This window comes from Halosimplex amylolyticum (genome assembly GCF_051414035.1).
GTDB lineage: Archaea > Halobacteriota > Halobacteria > Halobacteriales > Haloarculaceae > Halosimplex > Halosimplex amylolyticum.
This window is the reverse complement of the sequence record NZ_JBLKNW010000006.1, coordinates 36,033-52,079: the sequence shown is the minus strand read 5'-3', so window position 1 is coordinate 52,079 and position 16,047 is coordinate 36,033. Positions and strand designations below refer to the sequence as shown.

The 16,047-nt window shown below is 67.1% G+C and carries 14 protein-coding genes; 5 read left to right on the top strand and 9 right to left on the bottom strand.

Annotation, left to right across the window (positions count from 1 at the left end; all coding sequences use genetic code 11):
• Window positions 1-15 precede the first annotated feature (15 nt).
• Both coxB and ACMGFE_RS19975 read right to left on the bottom strand, forming a co-directional pair.
• Window positions 16-2,799, bottom strand: coding sequence for a cytochrome c oxidase subunit II (gene coxB / locus ACMGFE_RS19980; RefSeq protein ID WP_436927035.1), 2,784 nt, complete (start codon window positions 2,797-2,799; stop codon window positions 16-18).
• A gap of 110 nt (window positions 2,800-2,909) precedes the next feature.
• Window positions 2,910-3,329, bottom strand: coding sequence for a DUF6789 family protein (locus tag ACMGFE_RS19975; RefSeq protein WP_436927033.1), 420 nt, complete (start codon window positions 3,327-3,329; stop codon window positions 2,910-2,912).
• A 174-nt stretch (window positions 3,330-3,503) separates the two neighbouring features.
• On the opposite strand from ACMGFE_RS19975, the gene hisF reads away from it, so the two are divergent.
• Both hisF and ACMGFE_RS19965 read left to right on the top strand, forming a co-directional pair.
• Complete coding sequence (hisF, locus tag ACMGFE_RS19970) at window positions 3,504-4,319, top strand: imidazole glycerol phosphate synthase subunit HisF (protein ID WP_436927032.1); 816 nt, start codon at window positions 3,504-3,506, stop codon at window positions 4,317-4,319.
• A 3-nt stretch (window positions 4,320-4,322) separates the two neighbouring features.
• Window positions 4,323-5,237, top strand: a complete 915-nt coding sequence (locus tag ACMGFE_RS19965) for a spore germination YkwD domain-containing protein (protein ID WP_436927031.1) — start codon at window positions 4,323-4,325, stop codon at window positions 5,235-5,237.
• Between the two features lie 19 nt (window positions 5,238-5,256).
• Here ACMGFE_RS19965 and ACMGFE_RS19960 read toward each other — a convergent pair whose 3' ends face one another.
• Window positions 5,257-5,451, bottom strand: coding sequence for a hypothetical protein (locus ACMGFE_RS19960; RefSeq protein ID WP_436927030.1), 195 nt, complete (start codon window positions 5,449-5,451; stop codon window positions 5,257-5,259).
• 123 nt (window positions 5,452-5,574) lie between these two features.
• Window positions 5,575-6,066: an HTH domain-containing protein gene (locus ACMGFE_RS19955; RefSeq protein ID WP_436927029.1), complete on the bottom strand. Its 492-nt coding sequence runs from the start codon at window positions 6,064-6,066 to the stop codon at window positions 5,575-5,577.
• 487 nt (window positions 6,067-6,553) lie between these two features.
• Between ACMGFE_RS19955 and ACMGFE_RS19950 the strand changes: the two genes are divergently transcribed.
• Window positions 6,554-7,696, top strand: coding sequence for a CBS domain-containing protein (locus ACMGFE_RS19950; protein ID WP_436927028.1), 1,143 nt, complete (start codon window positions 6,554-6,556; stop codon window positions 7,694-7,696).
• A 93-nt stretch (window positions 7,697-7,789) separates the two neighbouring features.
• Here the strand turns inward: ACMGFE_RS19950 and ACMGFE_RS19945 are convergent, their stop codons facing one another.
• From ACMGFE_RS19945 to ACMGFE_RS19925, 5 genes are all read right to left on the bottom strand, one after another.
• The gene (locus ACMGFE_RS19945; protein ID WP_436927265.1) at window positions 7,790-7,939 is read right to left on the bottom strand and encodes a DUF7557 family protein; all 150 of its coding nucleotides are present in this window, start codon (window positions 7,937-7,939) and stop codon (window positions 7,790-7,792) included.
• 98 nt (window positions 7,940-8,037) lie between these two features.
• Complete coding sequence (locus ACMGFE_RS19940) at window positions 8,038-8,802, bottom strand: DNA-directed RNA polymerase subunit epsilon (protein ID WP_436927027.1); 765 nt, start codon at window positions 8,800-8,802, stop codon at window positions 8,038-8,040.
• Window positions 8,803-9,090: 288 nt separating this feature from the next.
• Window positions 9,091-9,957: a universal stress protein gene (locus ACMGFE_RS19935; protein WP_436927026.1), complete on the bottom strand. Its 867-nt coding sequence runs from the start codon at window positions 9,955-9,957 to the stop codon at window positions 9,091-9,093.
• Between the two features lie 314 nt (window positions 9,958-10,271).
• On the bottom strand, window positions 10,272-10,613 hold the full coding sequence (locus tag ACMGFE_RS19930; RefSeq protein WP_436927025.1) for a DUF6176 family protein: 342 nt from the start codon (window positions 10,611-10,613) through the stop codon (window positions 10,272-10,274).
• A gap of 646 nt (window positions 10,614-11,259) precedes the next feature.
• Window positions 11,260-13,485 (bottom strand): CDC48 family AAA ATPase, encoded by a 2,226-nt coding sequence (locus tag ACMGFE_RS19925; RefSeq protein WP_436927024.1) that lies wholly within the window; start codon window positions 13,483-13,485, stop codon window positions 11,260-11,262.
• A gap of 236 nt (window positions 13,486-13,721) precedes the next feature.
• Here ACMGFE_RS19925 and larC point away from each other — a divergent pair, with 236 nt between their 5' ends.
• Together larC and ACMGFE_RS19915 are read left to right on the top strand one after the other, a co-directional pair.
• Window positions 13,722-15,146: a nickel pincer cofactor biosynthesis protein LarC gene (larC, locus tag ACMGFE_RS19920; RefSeq protein ID WP_436927023.1), complete on the top strand. Its 1,425-nt coding sequence runs from the start codon at window positions 13,722-13,724 to the stop codon at window positions 15,144-15,146.
• Window positions 15,143-16,009, top strand: coding sequence for a sugar nucleotide-binding protein (locus ACMGFE_RS19915; protein ID WP_436927022.1), 867 nt, complete (start codon window positions 15,143-15,145; stop codon window positions 16,007-16,009). Before larC ends, ACMGFE_RS19915 begins: the two co-directional genes overlap by 4 nt.
• Window positions 16,010-16,047 lie beyond the last annotated feature (38 nt).

Here is a 16,047-nt window from a genome sequence, read left to right as displayed (position 1 = left end):
CGCCCGGGGGGCACCTTAGCGTGTCGGAACTGCGCGGATCCGTGCGGGCCCGTCGGTCGATGGGGACCGGTCGGGCAGTGGGGGCTGGCGGGCTGCTGCGGGACGACGATCCGAGCGCAGGCTGGTCGCGTTGCCGTCGACAGCGGCAGCGTCTCCGTCCGCGAGCGCGTCTACCCGGTCTTCGTACTCGTCGGGCGGTACGACCCGGAGCGTCGCGCGCATTTGCGAGTGGCCGACGCCGCAGAACTCCGCGCAGTAGAGCCGGTAGTCGCCGGGTTCGTACAGCCGGGTGTGGATCAGGTTCCACTGGGCCGGGAACGCGTCCTGTTTGAGGCCCAGGTCGGGAACGTGGACGGAGTGGAGGACGTCCTCGGCGGTGATCTCGAAGTAGACCGGCCGGTCGGTCGGCGCGTAGATCACGTCGGTGTCCTCGACGGACACGTTCGCCTCTGGATACCGCACGCCGTAATCGAACTGTTCGGCGACGATCTCGATCTCGACGGCGTTCGCGGAGCGATCGCGTTCGGGTTCCGGCGTGGCGGTGACGTACGGCGAGGCGAGCACGTGGTAGGAGACGACGGCGACGAACAGGAGCACGACCGCCGTGGCGACCGTCCAGCTGATCTCCAGCGGCGTGTTCTCGGGGGTCGGCAGGGGGCGGTCGGTGCCGTGGAAGCGCCAGACCGCGTAGACGAGGACGACCTCGACGAGCAGCGCCAGCGGGACCGCGACCAGTAGCAGTCGCCGGTTGAGCGTCCGTATCAGCGCCTCGGTCGCCGAGTCGAACCCCGAAAGCGGGAGGAACAGGCGGCCGGCGACGACGAGGAGAGCGATGCCGAGGGTCACCGCGGCGACGAGTCGGATCGGGCCGGTGCCGCCGATCTGCTCGTCGCGCGCCGACCGGTCGACGGCGGGACCGCGGTCGGGTTCGGTCGGCGGCTGACCGTCGGTCCCGGTCTGGCTCTCGTCGGCGTCCGGCGCCCCAGGGTCGACCCCGGGGGCCTTCCGGGTCGGGCGGCCAGAGGGGTGGTGCCACTCGCGGGCCGTCTGGCCGGTCTCGGCGAGGTTCCACACGTCGTCGTCGGTGACGGCGGGCCCGACGCGGTAGGACTGCACCATGTTGAACACCCAGAGGACGGCGGCGAGACCGATCAGGTACGCCCCGGCCGACGAGATCTGGTTGAGGAGTGTGAACACCTCGGGATAGGCGGCGTACCGCCGGGGGAGTCCTTCCATCCCGGTGACGAGCATCGGGAGGAAGGTGAGCGCCGAGCCGACGGACAGCACCACCGCCTGGGCGACGGCGACGGGTCGGTTGTACATCCGCCCCGTTATCAGCGGGAACCAGTAGTAGCACGCCGCGAACATGCTGAACGGGATGATCCCCATGATGATGAGGTGGAAGTGACCGACGACGTAGTAGGTGTCGTGGACGACGAGGTTGAAGGGGATGGCGGCGAGGAAGACGCCGGTGATGCCGCCGAGGACGAACAGGGCGAGCCCGCCGAGACAGAACAGCATCGGTGCCGTGAGCCTGACGCGTCCGTTCCAGATCGTCGCGATCCAGTTGAACGTCTTCACGGCGCTCGGGACGGCGATGGCGACCGAGACGACCATGAAACTGGCGCGAACTCGCGGGTCCATCCCCGTCGCGAACATATGGTGGGCCCAGACGCCGAAGCTCAGGACGCCGATGGCCAGCGTCGAGTAGACGACGAAGCGGAAGCCGAACAGCGCCCGTCCCGCGAACTTCGGGAGGATGTAGCTGACGAGGCCGAACGCCGGGAGCACGAGGATATACACTTCGGGGTGGCCGAAGAACCAGAAGAGGTGCTGCCACAGGATCGGGCCGCCGCCGGCAGCGGTGAAGAAGGTGGTCCCGACGGTCCGGTCGAGGAGCAACATGATCATGGCGCTTCCGAGCAGCGGGAACGCGAACAGGACGATCCCCGACTGGGTGAGGATGTTCCACGAGAACAGGTCGAGGTCGGCCCAGCTCACCCCGTCGCCGCGCTCGGTGACGATGGTCGCGATGAAGTTGATCGCACCGATGGTGGTCGCGACGCCGCTGAGATGCAACCCGAGCAACAGCAGGTTGACCTGCTGGTTGGGGCTCTGGATCGAAAGCGGCGTGTACATCGTCCACCCGATCCCCGGCGGTTCGAGCAGGAAGAGCGGTTCGAGGATACCTTCGAGGCCGCCGACCCGGGCGGTGATACCGGGTGGCACCAGCCCGAGAGCGCCTTCGAGGGTCTTGCCGATGAGTTCGGTGATGATCCCGGCGCGGGCCACGAACAGGGCGGGGGGCAACAGCCAGAACGCGAGCGCGTTGATCCGCGGGAACGCCATGTCGTCCGCGCCGATCAACAGCGGGATGACGTAGTTGGCGATGCCGGCGAACACCGGCGCCGCGAAGAAAAACAGCATCGTGATCCCGTGGGTGGTAAAGAGCGCGTTGTACGTCTCGGCGTCCCAGGTGGACACCGCGGGCGTCAGCAGCTCCGTCCGCATCATCATCGCGTCCATCCCGCCCCAGAGACCGGCGACGGTCCCGAAGGCCAGGTAGAGCAGCCCCACGTCTCGATGGTCGACGGTCGTCAGCCAGCGACGCGGACCGAGCGGTTTCGCGCGGACCGCGTCGTGACCGCCGTCGGTGACCGGCGCGCTGTCGGCCGAGGCGCCACCGGGACCGTCGCGTCCCGCTCGCCGATCGGCGAAGGGTCTCGTCCGGTGCCAGACGACCGCTGCGGGGGCACAGCACACGAGGACGATGGCGATGCTACCGAGGGGGACAGACATGGGACGGGTGGATGGGTATCGGGTGTTGCGAAAGCCGAGGGAAAAGTATACGTCGGGCATCGGACGGTCACGCGAGCCTACTCGCCGCCCCCGGTCGCCGTATCGTGACCTTACGCGTGTTCGTCGGCGAGACTCGCGTACACCGCGCCGAGGACGAACCCGTAGGCGAGGTGCGCAAGCAGCGTGAACCCGACGAAGAGGACGACGATCGCGCCGGTGACGTCGCCGCGACCGACGATGGCGAAGGCGATCCACAGCGGCACTGCGAACAGCATGCCGGCGACGGCGGGGTCGAGATCCAGCGGGACGTAGGGCTTCAGGCTCACGAACAGCAGCGGCCAGGCGACGATGCCGACGAGGGCGTAGACGACGAAGCCGAGGAAGAGGCTGTCCGGCATCCGGACGAACCGGGCGATGGCCCCGAAGATCCCGATGGCGTACCGCGTCTGGACCTCGAAGATCGCGAGCGCCGCGGACATGACCATCGTCCCGACGGCGCCGGCGACGAGCGCGCTGACTGCGCGGTTCATCGTCCGGGCTATCGCCGATCCGACCCAAAAGTATTCCCCCGATACTGCCGGCGGAACCGGCATCCCGTGGTCGGACGGCGCCGCGTCCCATCGACGGCACGGTCCGGAGCAGCGACCGGCCCGCCAGAGAGAGCGGATACCTTTTGCCACTCGCTCCCCGAGTCGTTGGTATCAATGGCTCTGACGAAGCGGATCATCCCCTGTATCGACGTCGACCTCGACGACGAGGGAAACGCGGCGGTCTACACCGGGGTGAACTTCGAGGATCTGGCGTACACGGGCGATCCGGTGGAGATGGCCAGGAAGTACAACGAGGCCGGCGCCGACGAGTTCGTCTTCCTCGACATCACGGCCTCCGCGGAGGGCCGCGAGACGATGCTCGACACGGTCTCGGCCGTCGCCGACGAGGTGTTCATCCCGCTGACGGTGGGCGGCGGGATCCGGACGCGCGAGGACGTCAAAGAGACGCTCCGGGCGGGTGCGGACAAGGTGTCGATCAACACCGGCGCACTGGAGCGCCCTGAACTCATCACCGAGGGCGCCCGCGCGTTCGGCAACCAGTGCATCGTCATCAGCGTCGACGCGAAGCGGCGCTTCGACGAGGGCGGCGAGCACTACGTCGATGTCGACGGGGAGTCCTGCTGGTTCGAGTGCACGGTCAAGGGCGGTCGCGAGGGGACGGGCGTCGACGTGGTCTCGTGGGCCGAAGAGGCCGAGGAACGCGGTGCGGGCGAACTGTTCGTCAACTCCATCGACGCCGACGGGACGAAAGACGGCTACGACATCCCGCTGACGAAGGCCGTCTGCGACGCCGTCTCGACGCCCGTCATCGCGTCGTCGGGCTGTGGCGGCCCGGAAGACGCCTACGAGGTGTTCACCGACGCCGGCGCCGACGCGGCGCTGGCCGCCTCGATCTTCCACTTCGACGAGCACTCGATCGACGAGGTCAAGCGGTACCTGGACGACCGCGACGTACCCGTCCGCCTCTGAGCGATGAGCGACGGCGAGGGTTCGGGCGGCGGGTCGGTCGGGGACGGTCCGGGTAGCGAGGGAGCCGGCTCCGGCGGCGCGTCGTCACGGTCGGCGAAGTGGCGGTGCGCGTGGTGTGACAAGCCCCACGACCGGAACGACCCCCCGTGCGACAACTGCGGCCACCACAAGTTCGAGAAGGCGGTGGTTCCGGTGGCGCCGGAGGACCCCGACCACGAGCGGGAACCGGTGTGGGTCTGCCCGGAGTGCGGTCGCGTCCACCAGAAGAACTCGCCGCCGTGTAGCCGCTGCGGCAACGCGCAACTGGAGCGGCGGATCCCGGACGAGAGCGACTACGACGACGAGCTGGGCGGCACGTCGTACGTCGACCTGCTGAGCGCCCGCTACGTCGCCGGCCTGGCGGTCGCCGTCGTCGCCGGGACGGTGCTGGTCCTCGGGTTGCTGGGGGTGATCACGCTCCCCGGGATGGACGGCGACGTTCCGGGGAGCGCCGAGCGCGTCGGCGACGTCGACCTCGGCGAGACGGAAACGGCGTTCGTCGCAGAGCTGAACGACCGGCGGGCGGCGGCGGGGCTCGACGCGTACGAACGGAACGAGAACCTGGACGACGCCGCGCGGCTCGCGAACCAGGGCCGGGTCGGCGAGTGGTACGACGGGGGGTCGCGCCCCAGCGACGAGCGGCTCCGCGAGGAATTCGACGGCGCATGCGGCGGTGAGCCCGCGGCACTCGTCGAATTCTCGCGGGCGGTCGGCGAGGGCGACCCGGCGCTCGACTCGGCGGACGCGCTCGCGCGGACGCTGGTCGACGGCTACGAGGCCGACGCGGAGAACTTCTACGAGACGACGAACGGACTCGTCGGCGTCGACGTCCACGCCGGTCCGGACGACCGGGTGTTCGCCACCGTCGTCGCCTGTTGATGGCCCGGGCGGTCGCCGCTCACCGCATCCGGCGCGCGACCCGGAGGGCGACCGAGGTAAGCGTCCCCAGTCCGGGGATCCGCGAGGACAGGGCTGCCGCGACGACGAGCAGGAGGCCGCTCTTGCGGCGCCCGCGGGCGAAGGCCACGGCAGCGTCCACGAGCGTCGAGACGATGCTGAGCTTGCCGAAGGTTCCCGCATTCCGTGTTGCCATTGCTATCGGGAAGAGGAGTGCTGGCGTAAAGTGGGTCGGCCTTGCCGTCGCAGGGCCGCGACAGCGTGATCCCGTCGGTAGGCGAACGAGAGCGGAGACGGTGAGGGTGACGGGAGACGGGTGTCAGTCCGAGAGGATAGAGACGTCGCTGGACTGCTCGATGGCGGTCGGTTCGCCGCGCCCCAGGCGGTCGAGGCGGTCCATGATGGTGTGCACCTCCTCGCCCTCGGTGCAAGGGGCGACGTGGCGGAGTTCCTCGCCGTCGTACTCGGCGAGGCCCATCACGGGGAGCACCATCGCCGAGTAGGGCTCGTCGGTGACGTCGTTCTCGACGGTCTGGCGCTGGTAGAACGACTCGAGCGAGACGTTGTTCGAGAGGGCCCACTGCTTGAACTCCGCGACGCGATTGAGGATGTACTCGCCCTCTTCGGTCCGTGCACCGGCGGACTCGCGGGCGATCTGCTTGCCCCAGACGATGACCGAGAAGTCCTCGATCTCGTCTTCGGCGTCCAGTTCCTGCAGGCGTTCGATGACCGCTTCCTGTCGGTTGTGCGCGCCGTCCGGCAGGAGCGACCGGACGTAGAGTTCGATCCGCGGCGTCTGTGTCCCCGTCATCGTACACGTAGACGCGCGCCCATGGATGAAAAAACTTCTGCTGATTTTCCCGTATTATTCATGTTTGTGTTTGTCACACCACTCAAACGGGGGTGTCGTTGAACGTTCGTTAATTTCTATTCCGATCCGGTTTCGACTTTCCCGCAAAACGATGGATTCGATTAAAGTCGTAGTATTATTCGACTACTGTCGAAATCCCCGGTGGGAACCTGGCAGATAGAGGGCCCGTCGGTCGAGATTCGCGTGACCGGAGGTCGGGCGGGGCGGTAGGGGGTTTGTACTGCGGGGAGACGGGGATGGCGTCGCCGTGCAGTCACGGCGATCGGCGCGACGACCCGGGTCGGAGTGAACTCGTCTGGGCCGGTTCGATAGGAGCGGGCGAAAGGCGTCGAACACGTCGCGCGCGGAGGGCGCAGTCTCGGTATGCGGGATTGTTCGCCAAGATTGATTAGCTTCGGCGTGGAATCTTCCGAAATGGGAGATCCAGATGGATATTGCTGATATCGCCACCAGCGAGTACGTGGCCGTCGACGTGGACGAGCGCCTGGGCAAGGTCCGGTCGCTGTTCGAACGCGAGAACCCCAAGGGGCTGATCGTCACCGACGACGACGAGTACGCTGGGCTCATCACGCAGAAGCAGCTGGTGCAGTCTCACATCGAAGACAACACGAAGGCGAGCGCGATGGTGCAGTCGGCACCCAGAGTCGAGCGCACCGACGACGTGCGCGAGGTCGCCCGCGTCCTCGTTGAGGGCGGAACCAAAGTGGCTCCCGTCTTCGAAGCCGGGGACCTCTGGGGGATCGTCACCGAGGACGCGATCCTCCGTGCGGTCCTCGAGAACCTCGACGCGCTCTCCGTCGGGGACATCTACACCGACGACGTGGTCACGGTCAGGGAGGACACCAACGTCGGGCAGGCCATCAACCTCCTCCGCGAGCACGGCATCTCCCGGCTCCCCGTGCTCGACGACCGTGGGCAACTCACGGGCATGGTCACCAGACACGACATCGTCGACATCGTCGTCCGCGACATGGACAAGGCCACGCGTGGCGAGCGCGCGGGCGACATCGAGCGCGTGCTCGACCTGCCGGTCTACGACGAGATGAACAGTCCCGTCGCGACCACGAGCCTCGACGAGTCCGTCCGCGACGCCGTCGAGCGCATGCTCGACAACGACTACGCGGGGCTCGTCGTCACGCCCGAGGATGACGACGACGCCGTCGCGGGCATCATCACCAAGACGGACGTGCTGCGCGCGCTGACGTTCACCGAGGAGGAGCACATGGACGTGCAGATCACCAACATCAAACTCCTCGACACGATCAGCCGGGAGGACATCCGCCAGCGCATCGAGCAGGTCGCGGACAAGTACCAGAAGATGCAGGTCCAGCACTGCCACGTCCGCTTCCACGAGCACAAGGAGAAGCTCCGCGGCACGCCCCTGATCCGCTGTCAGATCCGCCTCCGCACCAACAAGGGCCAGGCCGCCGGCTCCGGCGAGGGCTACGGTGCAGACTCCGCCTTCGGCGTCGCGCTCGACAAACTCGAACGTAACGTCCTCGAACTCAAAGACGTTCAGGCAGACGAGGAGTACCGCGGACAGCTCCTCCGCAAACTCGGCGAACTGTAGCGGACCGCACCGCTCGGTCGGGTCCCCCCGGTGGGACTCCGCCCGACCGCTGTCAGCCCTCTCCGGGGTCGTCGGGCCGCTCGTCCCGCGACGTTATTCCGAGTAGCCTTCCTGGAGGAACGCGCCCTCTGTCTCGTAGACGCTGACGAGTTCTTCGATGAACTCCGCCATCGATTCGTCCTCCTCGAGGTGGCCCTCGATGCGCTCGGCGAGTTCGTCGTCGATCTCGATAGTTGTGGGCATTTGTGATCGTGACATAAAATAGGACGCCGAACGGGAAGAACCTGTGGGCAAACCGACCGGCCGCCAAGTGGTCGGCGCTGTCGAGAGCCAGCCGCGTCTTACTCGGCGGTTTCGTCCTCGCTCGGCCCCGGAACCTCCGTCGGTTCTCGGTCCCGGAACGCGGGGAGACTCGGGTCCCTGTGCGGGTCCCTGCCGAAGACGGCGCCGCGGAGATCCTGGTCGTCGAGCTGGGTCTGGAGCGTCCGGTGCAGGCGGTTGACGCTGGTCACGTCGAGGCCGACCAGATCGAGCAGCGCCCGGTAGTTCGGATCCTCCTTGATCGAGTCGAACCGCTCGTGGAGATCGGCGAGCGACGTCGGCGGCTGCTCGGCGATCCACTCCCGGTCGTGGAGGCCCAGGATGCGCTGGCGCTCGTCGTCGACCACGTGCTGGATGACGACCAGCGCGACCTTCTGGATCGCCCGCTGGCTCCCGAAGACCGTCAGATCCAGGTCCGTCATGATGCCCAGCGCGCGGTCGCGCTCCCACGGCGTCAGCGAGAGCCGATTGCAGAAGGCGTGGGTGATGCGCGCCTTCTCGAGGCGGTGCATCCGTTCGCCGTGGCCCGCCATCGCCGGATGTTGCTCGTCGTGCAACCGCCGGAGGTTCTCGTCGACGTCCTCCCCCGGGTTCTCCGGTCGCCCGATGAGCGTCGCGCTCGGCGTCGTCACGTCCCACCGCCTGAACGCCTCGTCCTTGACCGCGTCGAGGCGCGCCAGTGACCCGTCACCGGGACGGCTACTCACCTCGGGCTCCGCCCGCGGGTCCACCGGTTCGCCGCTCGTCTGTAGTCCGTGGTCGGCCGCGTCGCGTCCCCCGTTCATCTCGTCGGGTTTCGCCCTCGTGACTATAGAAAGCTCCGGCTCGTCGGACGCGCGTCTGACGAAAAGCCCCGCGTCACCTCTCACTTCAAATTTTTGTGACGAGAAGCGTTTAAAGCGCGGCCCGGGGAACGCTTCTGCCGCGCCGACGCGACGCACGGCTGGTGAGTGTCGACCTCACGCAGAACTTCCTCACTACGAACCCTTGTGACGAGAAGCACTTAAAGGAGTGCTGGGGATTCGATCCCGGAGCGGCGCCATCAGTGAGGGGAGCGGTTCAGGGCGTCAGGTTCAGAACCAGCGGGAGACGAACGAGTCCACGGACGCGCGGTGAGCCGTCAGTATCGGCTTCGATTCGGCGTTCCGGGTGACTTCGTCCGTCGTCGACCCGAAGAGGAATCGTCTGAGTTTCCCCTTCTCCGGTGCGCCGAGGATCGTCAGGCTGTGGTATCCGGCGTGTTCGACGATCGCTTCGGCTGTGTCCGGCGCCCGCAGGACGTGGTAATCGACCTCGACGTCGTCGTCGAGTTGATAGCTGTACGCGTCGAGGAGTTTGTCGGCGTCACGTTCGGTCTCCTCGGGCGCGTCCTCCGGCAGGACGTGGAACAGCTCGATCCAGGCGCCATACGCCCGGGCGATCGATTCCGCGATCCTGGTGGCGAGCCCGGAGTGGGGCCCCTTCGCGACCGGCACGAGGATACTCGACGGCGAGTCGAACGCGTCCATGCCGGTCCCGACGACGGTGTGACAGTCCCGCAAGACCGTCTCTTCGGGCCGCCCAGTCGGGAAGAGGCTCGCTTCCTCGCGGTCGACGACGGTCGTCGTGATCGAGTGGGAACTGACGAACGAGTCCAGCATCGACCGCGAATAGTCGTCCGTCTGCTGTACTACGGGGACCCCGAACTCGTCCTGGATCTCGCGTTTCAGTTCCACGTGTTCGCGGATCTCGGCCGGCCTGGAGACGTCGTCCTCGACGGCGTGCAGAATGTAGAGGCTGCCGTCTGTTCCGAAGGTCACGCTCGCCCCGAGGAACCCGGTTTCGGTGACGTTCACTGCCTCGCGGAACGGCACCAGAACCCGCTGTTCCTCGGGCGGCCACTCCATGTCCTCGTGGTCGAGGGTCTGTGGCCACGGACGGTCCCCGGAATTGATACTCATCGGAGAAGGGTCTCTCACGAGCCACAATAAAGGACACCCATCGGTCGGGACCCCTCGCCCCATCGTGACAAATCGGCCCTGACGTCACAGGAAGCGAGCCGCTTGCTCGCCGGGAACTGTTGGGACGGCTCCGTAGAATCTCCTCACTACGAGCCCTTGTGACGAGAACGGCTTAAAGAACTCTCCGAACGTGACTCGCCGCGCCGTTTTCCACCAGCCGATCGGGAACGAAGCATCCGCTGGACGTTGTCGAGCCCCCGGAGAACTCCTCTTACTATAGACCGTTGTGACGAGAACCACTTAAAGGAACGTCGTCAGCGCTCCGGGCTCGTGAGGTGGTACAGCAGTTCGTGCTCGCCCACGTCGTGGCCGTCGACCAGCACCTCCGCCACGATCTGCTTGTGCTCCCGGTCGATGTCGTGGTCCGAGTTCTCGTACTGGTCCCAGACGCGGTCGATGTCCTCAGCTTCCATGTAGTAGACCAGATGTGGTCCGTCCTCAGTGCGTTCGAGGAAGGCCGACTCCGTTTGCATCCCTTCGTCGCGTAGTGTCGTCTCCGCCTCGTCTCGCCGGTCGCGAACCTCGGCCATCCACTCTCTCAGTCGGTCGACTTTGTCCTCCTGCACGCGCTGTTTGATCATCACGACATCCGTCATTCTGTCCGAACGATGTGTTTCACGGTGGCTTATCTGTTGAGAGACCGTGGGACACTGTCTCCCTCTGGAATACACTGTCGAGGCTCCGTGACCGTTCGATACGGATTGCGAACTGACCACTGGCATTCGCGCGAACGGAGCGAGCTCGATTCACTGTCAGAGCTCCGCTCTGACAAGCCCTCGTTCGCTGGCGCTCACGAGGACACCGAATCCGAGCGAAGCGAGGATTCAGCCTTTTTCACCCATGTTTTTCGAGGAGTGGTGCCCGCAGCGAGCGCGAGGCCGAGCGAAGCGAGGCCTCGAATGCGAGCGGGGAACGCAGTGACCCGCGAGCGGAGCGAGCGAGGACACTCGACGATGGAAAAGATGGCTGCACTGAATATACGCCGAGCGAAGCGAGCCGTTTCACCGTCAGAGCGGAGCTCTGACGAGCCTGCGGTCGTTCGCGGTGCTCACTCTCGCAGACACCGGACGCGAGCGACCGAAGGGAGCGAGTCGTCCGGCTTTTTCCCCAAGTTTTTGGCGGAGGGGTGCCCGCAGGGAGTGCGAGGCCGAGCGAAGCGAGGCCTCGAAGGCGAGCGGGGAACGCAGTGACCCGTGAGCGAGCACAGCGACCGAGGACACCCCTCCGCCAAAAAGTGGGTTACTATTGGAAGCCGATGCGGCCGCCGGAGCGGCGCTGCTGACCGCGGTTGCCGCCGCTCTTGAACTCCTCTTCCATCTGCTCGTAGTAGTCGCGGATGTCGTCGGTGATGGTTGGCCGGACGTTGTCCATGGCCTGGCGGAAGTGGCGCATGTCGACGACTTCGGCGTCGTCGTCCTCGCGGAGCGCCTCGATAGCGGCCTCGCGGCCGATCGACTCCAGGTCCGAGCCGACGAACCCCTCGGTGATCTCCGCGAGCTCGCGCAGGCTCACGTCGGGGCTGAGCGGCTGGTCCTCCGTGTGGATGCGGAGGATCTGCTCGCGGCCCTCGGTGTCGGGCTCGCCGATCATGACCAGTCGGTCGAACCGGCCCGAGCGGATGAGCGCGGGGTCGATCATGTCCGGTCGGTTGGTCGCGCCGATGACCATCACGTCCTCCATGTCCTCCAGCCCGTCGAGTTCGGTGAGGAGCTGGTTGACGACGCGCTCGGAGACGTTGCTACCGACGTCGCCGCCGCGGCCGGGCGCCAGCGAGTCCAGTTCGTCGAAGAAGATCACCGTCGGGGCGACCTGCTTCGCTTTCCTGAACGTCTGGCGGATGGCCTTCTCTGATTCACCGACCCACTTCGACAGCAGTTGCGGGCCGCGCACGCTGATGAAGTTGGCGTCGGTCTCGTTGGCGACGGCCTTGGCCATCAGCGTCTTCCCGGTGCCGGGCGGGCCGTAGAGCAGGACGCCCGACGGCGGGTCGATGCCCATGCGCTGGAACTTCTCGGGCTTGTTCAGCGGCCACTCGACGGACTCCTGGACCTTCCCCTTGGCCTCTTCGAGGCCGCCGACGTCGTCCCAGGAGACCTTCGGCAACTCGACGAGGACCTCGCGCATGGCCGACGGGCTCACCTCGTTCAGGGCCCCGCGGAAGTCCTCGCGCTTGATGATCATCCGGTCGATGAGGCTCGGCGGGATGTCCTCCTCGTCCAGGTCGATCTCGGGCAGGTACCGCCGCAGCGCCTTCATCGCGGCCTCCTTGGTGAGGCTCTCGATGTCGGCGCCGACGAAGCCGTGGGTCTCGTCGGCGAGACGGCCGAGGGCCACGTCGTCCGACAGCGGCATGCCGCGGGTGTGGATCTGGAGGATCTCCTCGCGGCCGATCTCGTCGGGGACACCGATCTCGATCTCGCGGTCGAACCGGCCCGGGCGCCGCAGGGCGGGGTCGACGCTGTCGACGCGGTTGGTCGCGGCGATGACGATGACCTGGCCGCGCGATTCGAGGCCGTCCATCATCGTCAGCAGTTGCGCGACGACGCGGCGCTCGACCTCGCCGGTCACGTCCTCGCGCTTGGGCGCGATGGAGTCCAGTTCGTCGATGAAGATGATAGAGGGAGCTTCCTCGCTCGCGTCCTCGAATATCTCTCTCAGTTGCTGCTCGGACTCACCGTAGTACTTCGAGATGATCTCAGGACCGGCGATAGAGAAGAAACTGGCCGACGTCTCGTTGGCCACGGCCTTGGCGAGGAGGGTCTTCCCGGTGCCGGGCGGGCCGTGGAGCAAGACCCCCTGGGGCGGCTCGATGCCCAGTTTCTTGAAGATCTGGGGGTGTTTCATCGGCAGTTCGACCATCTCGCGGACCCGCTGGATCTCGTTTTGCAGGCCGCCGATGTCCTCGTAGGTGATCCCGCCGCCAGTCTTCTCGAACCCGCTGATCGGTTCCTCGCGGAGTTCGACCTCGGTGTCCTCCGTGATGAGGCAGACGCCCTCAGGTTCGGTCTCGACGGCGATCAGGGGGATGGCCTGGCCGGGCGAGCGCATGAACGGGTGGTTCGTCGAGGACATCACCGGGACGATGTCGCGTTCGACGACCGGGCGCTTGAGGATCTGTCGTTTCACCATACCTGCGGCGTCGGAACCGAACTGGACGCTCGCTTCCTCGGGCGGCGCGAGGACGAGCTTGTCGGCCTTCTCGGCCTCCGCCTTGCGGATCTCGACGCGCTCGCCGATCCCCACGTCGGCGTTCTGGCGCGTGAATCCGTCGATACGGACGGTGTCGGTGTTCCAGTCCTGCCGGTCCGCGCGCCACACCTTCGCCGCCGTCACCTCGCTGCCCTCGATCTCGATGATGTCTCCGGGAGAGAGCTTGAGATGGAGCAGCGTGTCGGGGTCCAGCCGGGCGATACCGCGCCCCGAGTCGTTCGGGTACGCTTTCGCCACTTCTAGTTGCACTTCGTTCATAGTCGAGTGGGAGTGTGTCTCACTCGGGTACCACCGCGGATATGCTTTTTGCTCCCGGTGGTTTCGTCGTCGCACCGGCGACGATTCACTCGGTCCGAGTCGGACCCGACCGGAGCGCCTCCCGGCGGTTTTCGACCGGCGTCGGATCGCCCACCGTCGTTCTTCGGCGGCGCGGTCGGCTCGCAATGGTGATCGTGACCGGACAGTTTTTCCCGCCGCCGGGCGCGTGTTGTGATATGCGAACCCTCGCGTTCGACGGTCGAATGGGTGCCAGCGGCGACCTGCTCCTGGGCGCGCTCGTCGCGGCCGGCGCCGCCCCCGCGGCGCTGGACCCCGTCGAAGACGTCCTCCCCGTGCAGTACGACGTTCGCCCGGTCACGAAAAACGGCATCGCGGCCACCGCCGTCGACGTGCGCCACCGGGAGGCCGCCGGCGACAGTGGGACCGGACACGACCACGACGCCGATGACGACGAACACCAGCAGCACGAACACGACCACGAGGGCCACGGTCACGACGACCACGAACACGACCACGAAGACCACGGTCACGACGACCACGATGACCACGGTCACGACGATCACGAAGACCTCCGCCATGACCACCAACACGGCCACGATCACGACGATCACGACGACAGTCACGGCCACCAGCACGGCCACGCCGAGGGCGCCGGGCCGCACCGTACGTACGCGGAAGTCGTGGAACTCGTCGAATCCATGGGGCTGCCCGAGCGCGTCGAACGGGACGCGCTGGCGGTCTTCGAGTTGCTCGGGGAGAGCGAGGCCAGCGTCCACGGGACCGACCTGAGGGAGACGCACTTCCACGAGGTCGGCGCGGACGACGCCATCGCCGACGTGGTCGGCGTCTCACTCCTCCTCGACGACCTGGACGTCGAGCGCGTGGTGACGACCCCGCTGGCGACCGGCGGCGGTGAGGTGTCGATGAGCCACGGCACCTACCCCGTCCCCGCGCCCGCCGTCGTCGAACTCGCCGAGCGGGCCGACTGGTCGCTACGAGGCGGGCCAGTCGAGGCGGAACTGCTCACGCCGACCGGGGCGGCGCTGCTCGCGCACTTCGCCGAGGGCGTCGAAGAACTCCCCGCGCTGGACGTGACGGCCTCCGGCTACGGCGCGGGGGGCTACGACTTCGAGCGGTATCCGAACGTGCTCCGCGCCATCGTCGGCGAGGGGCGGGGCGGGCTCTCGCGGGACGCCATCACGGTCCTGGAGACGAACCTGGACGACGCGACGCCGGAGGTGCTCGGAGGATTGCAGGAGTCGCTCGCCGACGCGGGTGCGCGTGACGTATCGATCGTCCCGGCGACGATGAAGAAGTCGCGACCGGGCCACCTCGTGAAAGTCGTCGTCAAACCCGAGGACGCCCAGCGTGTAGCGCGGCGCCTCGCCGAGGAGACGGGGACGCTGGGGGTCCGCGAACACGGCGCCGGCCACCGCTGGATCGCCGACCGCGAAGTCCGGACAGTCGAAGTCGACGTCGAGGGCAGCACGTACCAGGTCGACGTCAAGATCGGCACGGACGGCGACGGAAGAGTGTTCGACGTGAGCGCCGAGTACGACGACGCGGCGGCAGTCGCCCGCGAGACGGGGGTGGCCGTCCGGGAGATCCTCCGGCGCGCCGAGGCGGCCGCGAACGAATGACCGAGACCGTCCTCGTCGTCGGTGCGAGCGGCTACCTCGGCCGGTCGGTGGCAGAGCGTCTTCACGAAGGGCGCTATCGCGTCGTCGGGACGTACTGTTCGTCGCCGGCGCCGACCGCGAGCGTGCAGTTCGACTTCTGGACCGACGACGTGGGGTCGCTCCTCGCGGAGCACGACGTCGACGCCGTCGTCTACGCCGCCGCGAACGAGTACGGCGGCGAGGTCGACACCGGGGACGCGGACGTAGACGATCCGTTCGACGAACGGGCAGAGCGGTTCGCGGCCGACTGTGCGGGGCGACGCGTCGTCTACGTCTCCAGCGCGGCGGTCTTCGACGGCGCCGGCCGGCAGTACGTCGAATCGGACCCCCGGTCGCCCCCGGACCGGTACGGCCACCGTCTGGCGACGTTCGAGGACGCCTTCGACGAGCACTGCGAGGACGTCGTCGCGCTCCGGTCGAGCTACCTGTTCGGGTTCTCACGCGGACGGCTCGACCATCGACTCGCGCGGACGCGCGAGCACCTCGAACGCGACGAATCGATCGCGTACTTCACGGACATGTACAAGAGCCCCGTGCTCGTGACCGAACTCGCCGAGGCCATTCAGGCCCTCGTCGCTTGCGACGCGACGGGGGTGGTCCACGCGCCCGCACCGCGGATCAGCGTCTACGAGTTCCACTGCGAGGCGATGCGCGCGCTCGGCTACGACCCCGACTCGATCGAGCGCGACGAGATTCCGCCGGAGATGGACGTGGCTCCGGACACTTCCCTCTCCTCCGAGCGCTTCGAGTCCCTCGTGGGGTTCGAACCGTCGGCCGTCGCGCCCGCGCTCCGCTCGCAGCGAGACGAGCGGCCCGACGAGTAAGCCGCCCGTCCGTCGTCGTTCTCACGGGTCGGTCGTCG

What these genes read in the sequence shown, in the direction of transcription:
- ACMGFE_RS19965 (WP_436927031.1), top strand. Translation starts at nt 4,323, where the DNA reads ATGAGCGACGGCGAGGGTTCGGGCGGCGGGTCGGTCGGGGACGGTCCG.
- ACMGFE_RS19915 (WP_436927022.1), top strand. Translation starts at nt 15,143, where the DNA reads ATGACCGAGACCGTCCTCGTCGTCGGTGCGAGCGGCTACCTCGGCCGG.
- ACMGFE_RS19975 (WP_436927033.1), bottom strand. Translation starts at nt 3,329, where the DNA reads ATGAACCGCGCAGTCAGCGCGCTCGTCGCCGGCGCCGTCGGGACGATG.
- ACMGFE_RS19950 (WP_436927028.1), top strand. Translation starts at nt 6,554, where the DNA reads ATGGATATTGCTGATATCGCCACCAGCGAGTACGTGGCCGTCGACGTG.
- ACMGFE_RS19925 (WP_436927024.1), bottom strand. Translation starts at nt 13,485, where the DNA reads ATGAACGAAGTGCAACTAGAAGTGGCGAAAGCGTACCCGAACGACTCG.
- ACMGFE_RS19935 (WP_436927026.1), bottom strand. Translation starts at nt 9,957, where the DNA reads ATGAGTATCAATTCCGGGGACCGTCCGTGGCCACAGACCCTCGACCAC.
- ACMGFE_RS19960 (WP_436927030.1), bottom strand. Translation starts at nt 5,451, where the DNA reads ATGGCAACACGGAATGCGGGAACCTTCGGCAAGCTCAGCATCGTCTCG.
- larC (WP_436927023.1), top strand. Translation starts at nt 13,722, where the DNA reads ATGCGAACCCTCGCGTTCGACGGTCGAATGGGTGCCAGCGGCGACCTG.
- ACMGFE_RS19955 (WP_436927029.1), bottom strand. Translation starts at nt 6,066, where the DNA reads ATGACGGGGACACAGACGCCGCGGATCGAACTCTACGTCCGGTCGCTC.
- ACMGFE_RS19940 (WP_436927027.1), bottom strand. Translation starts at nt 8,802, where the DNA reads ATGAACGGGGGACGCGACGCGGCCGACCACGGACTACAGACGAGCGGC.
- coxB (WP_436927035.1), bottom strand. Translation starts at nt 2,799, where the DNA reads ATGTCTGTCCCCCTCGGTAGCATCGCCATCGTCCTCGTGTGCTGTGCC.
- ACMGFE_RS19945 (WP_436927265.1), bottom strand. Translation starts at nt 7,939, where the DNA reads ATGCCCACAACTATCGAGATCGACGACGAACTCGCCGAGCGCATCGAG.
- ACMGFE_RS19930 (WP_436927025.1), bottom strand. Translation starts at nt 10,613, where the DNA reads ATGACGGATGTCGTGATGATCAAACAGCGCGTGCAGGAGGACAAAGTC.
- hisF (WP_436927032.1), top strand. Translation starts at nt 3,504, where the DNA reads ATGGCTCTGACGAAGCGGATCATCCCCTGTATCGACGTCGACCTCGAC.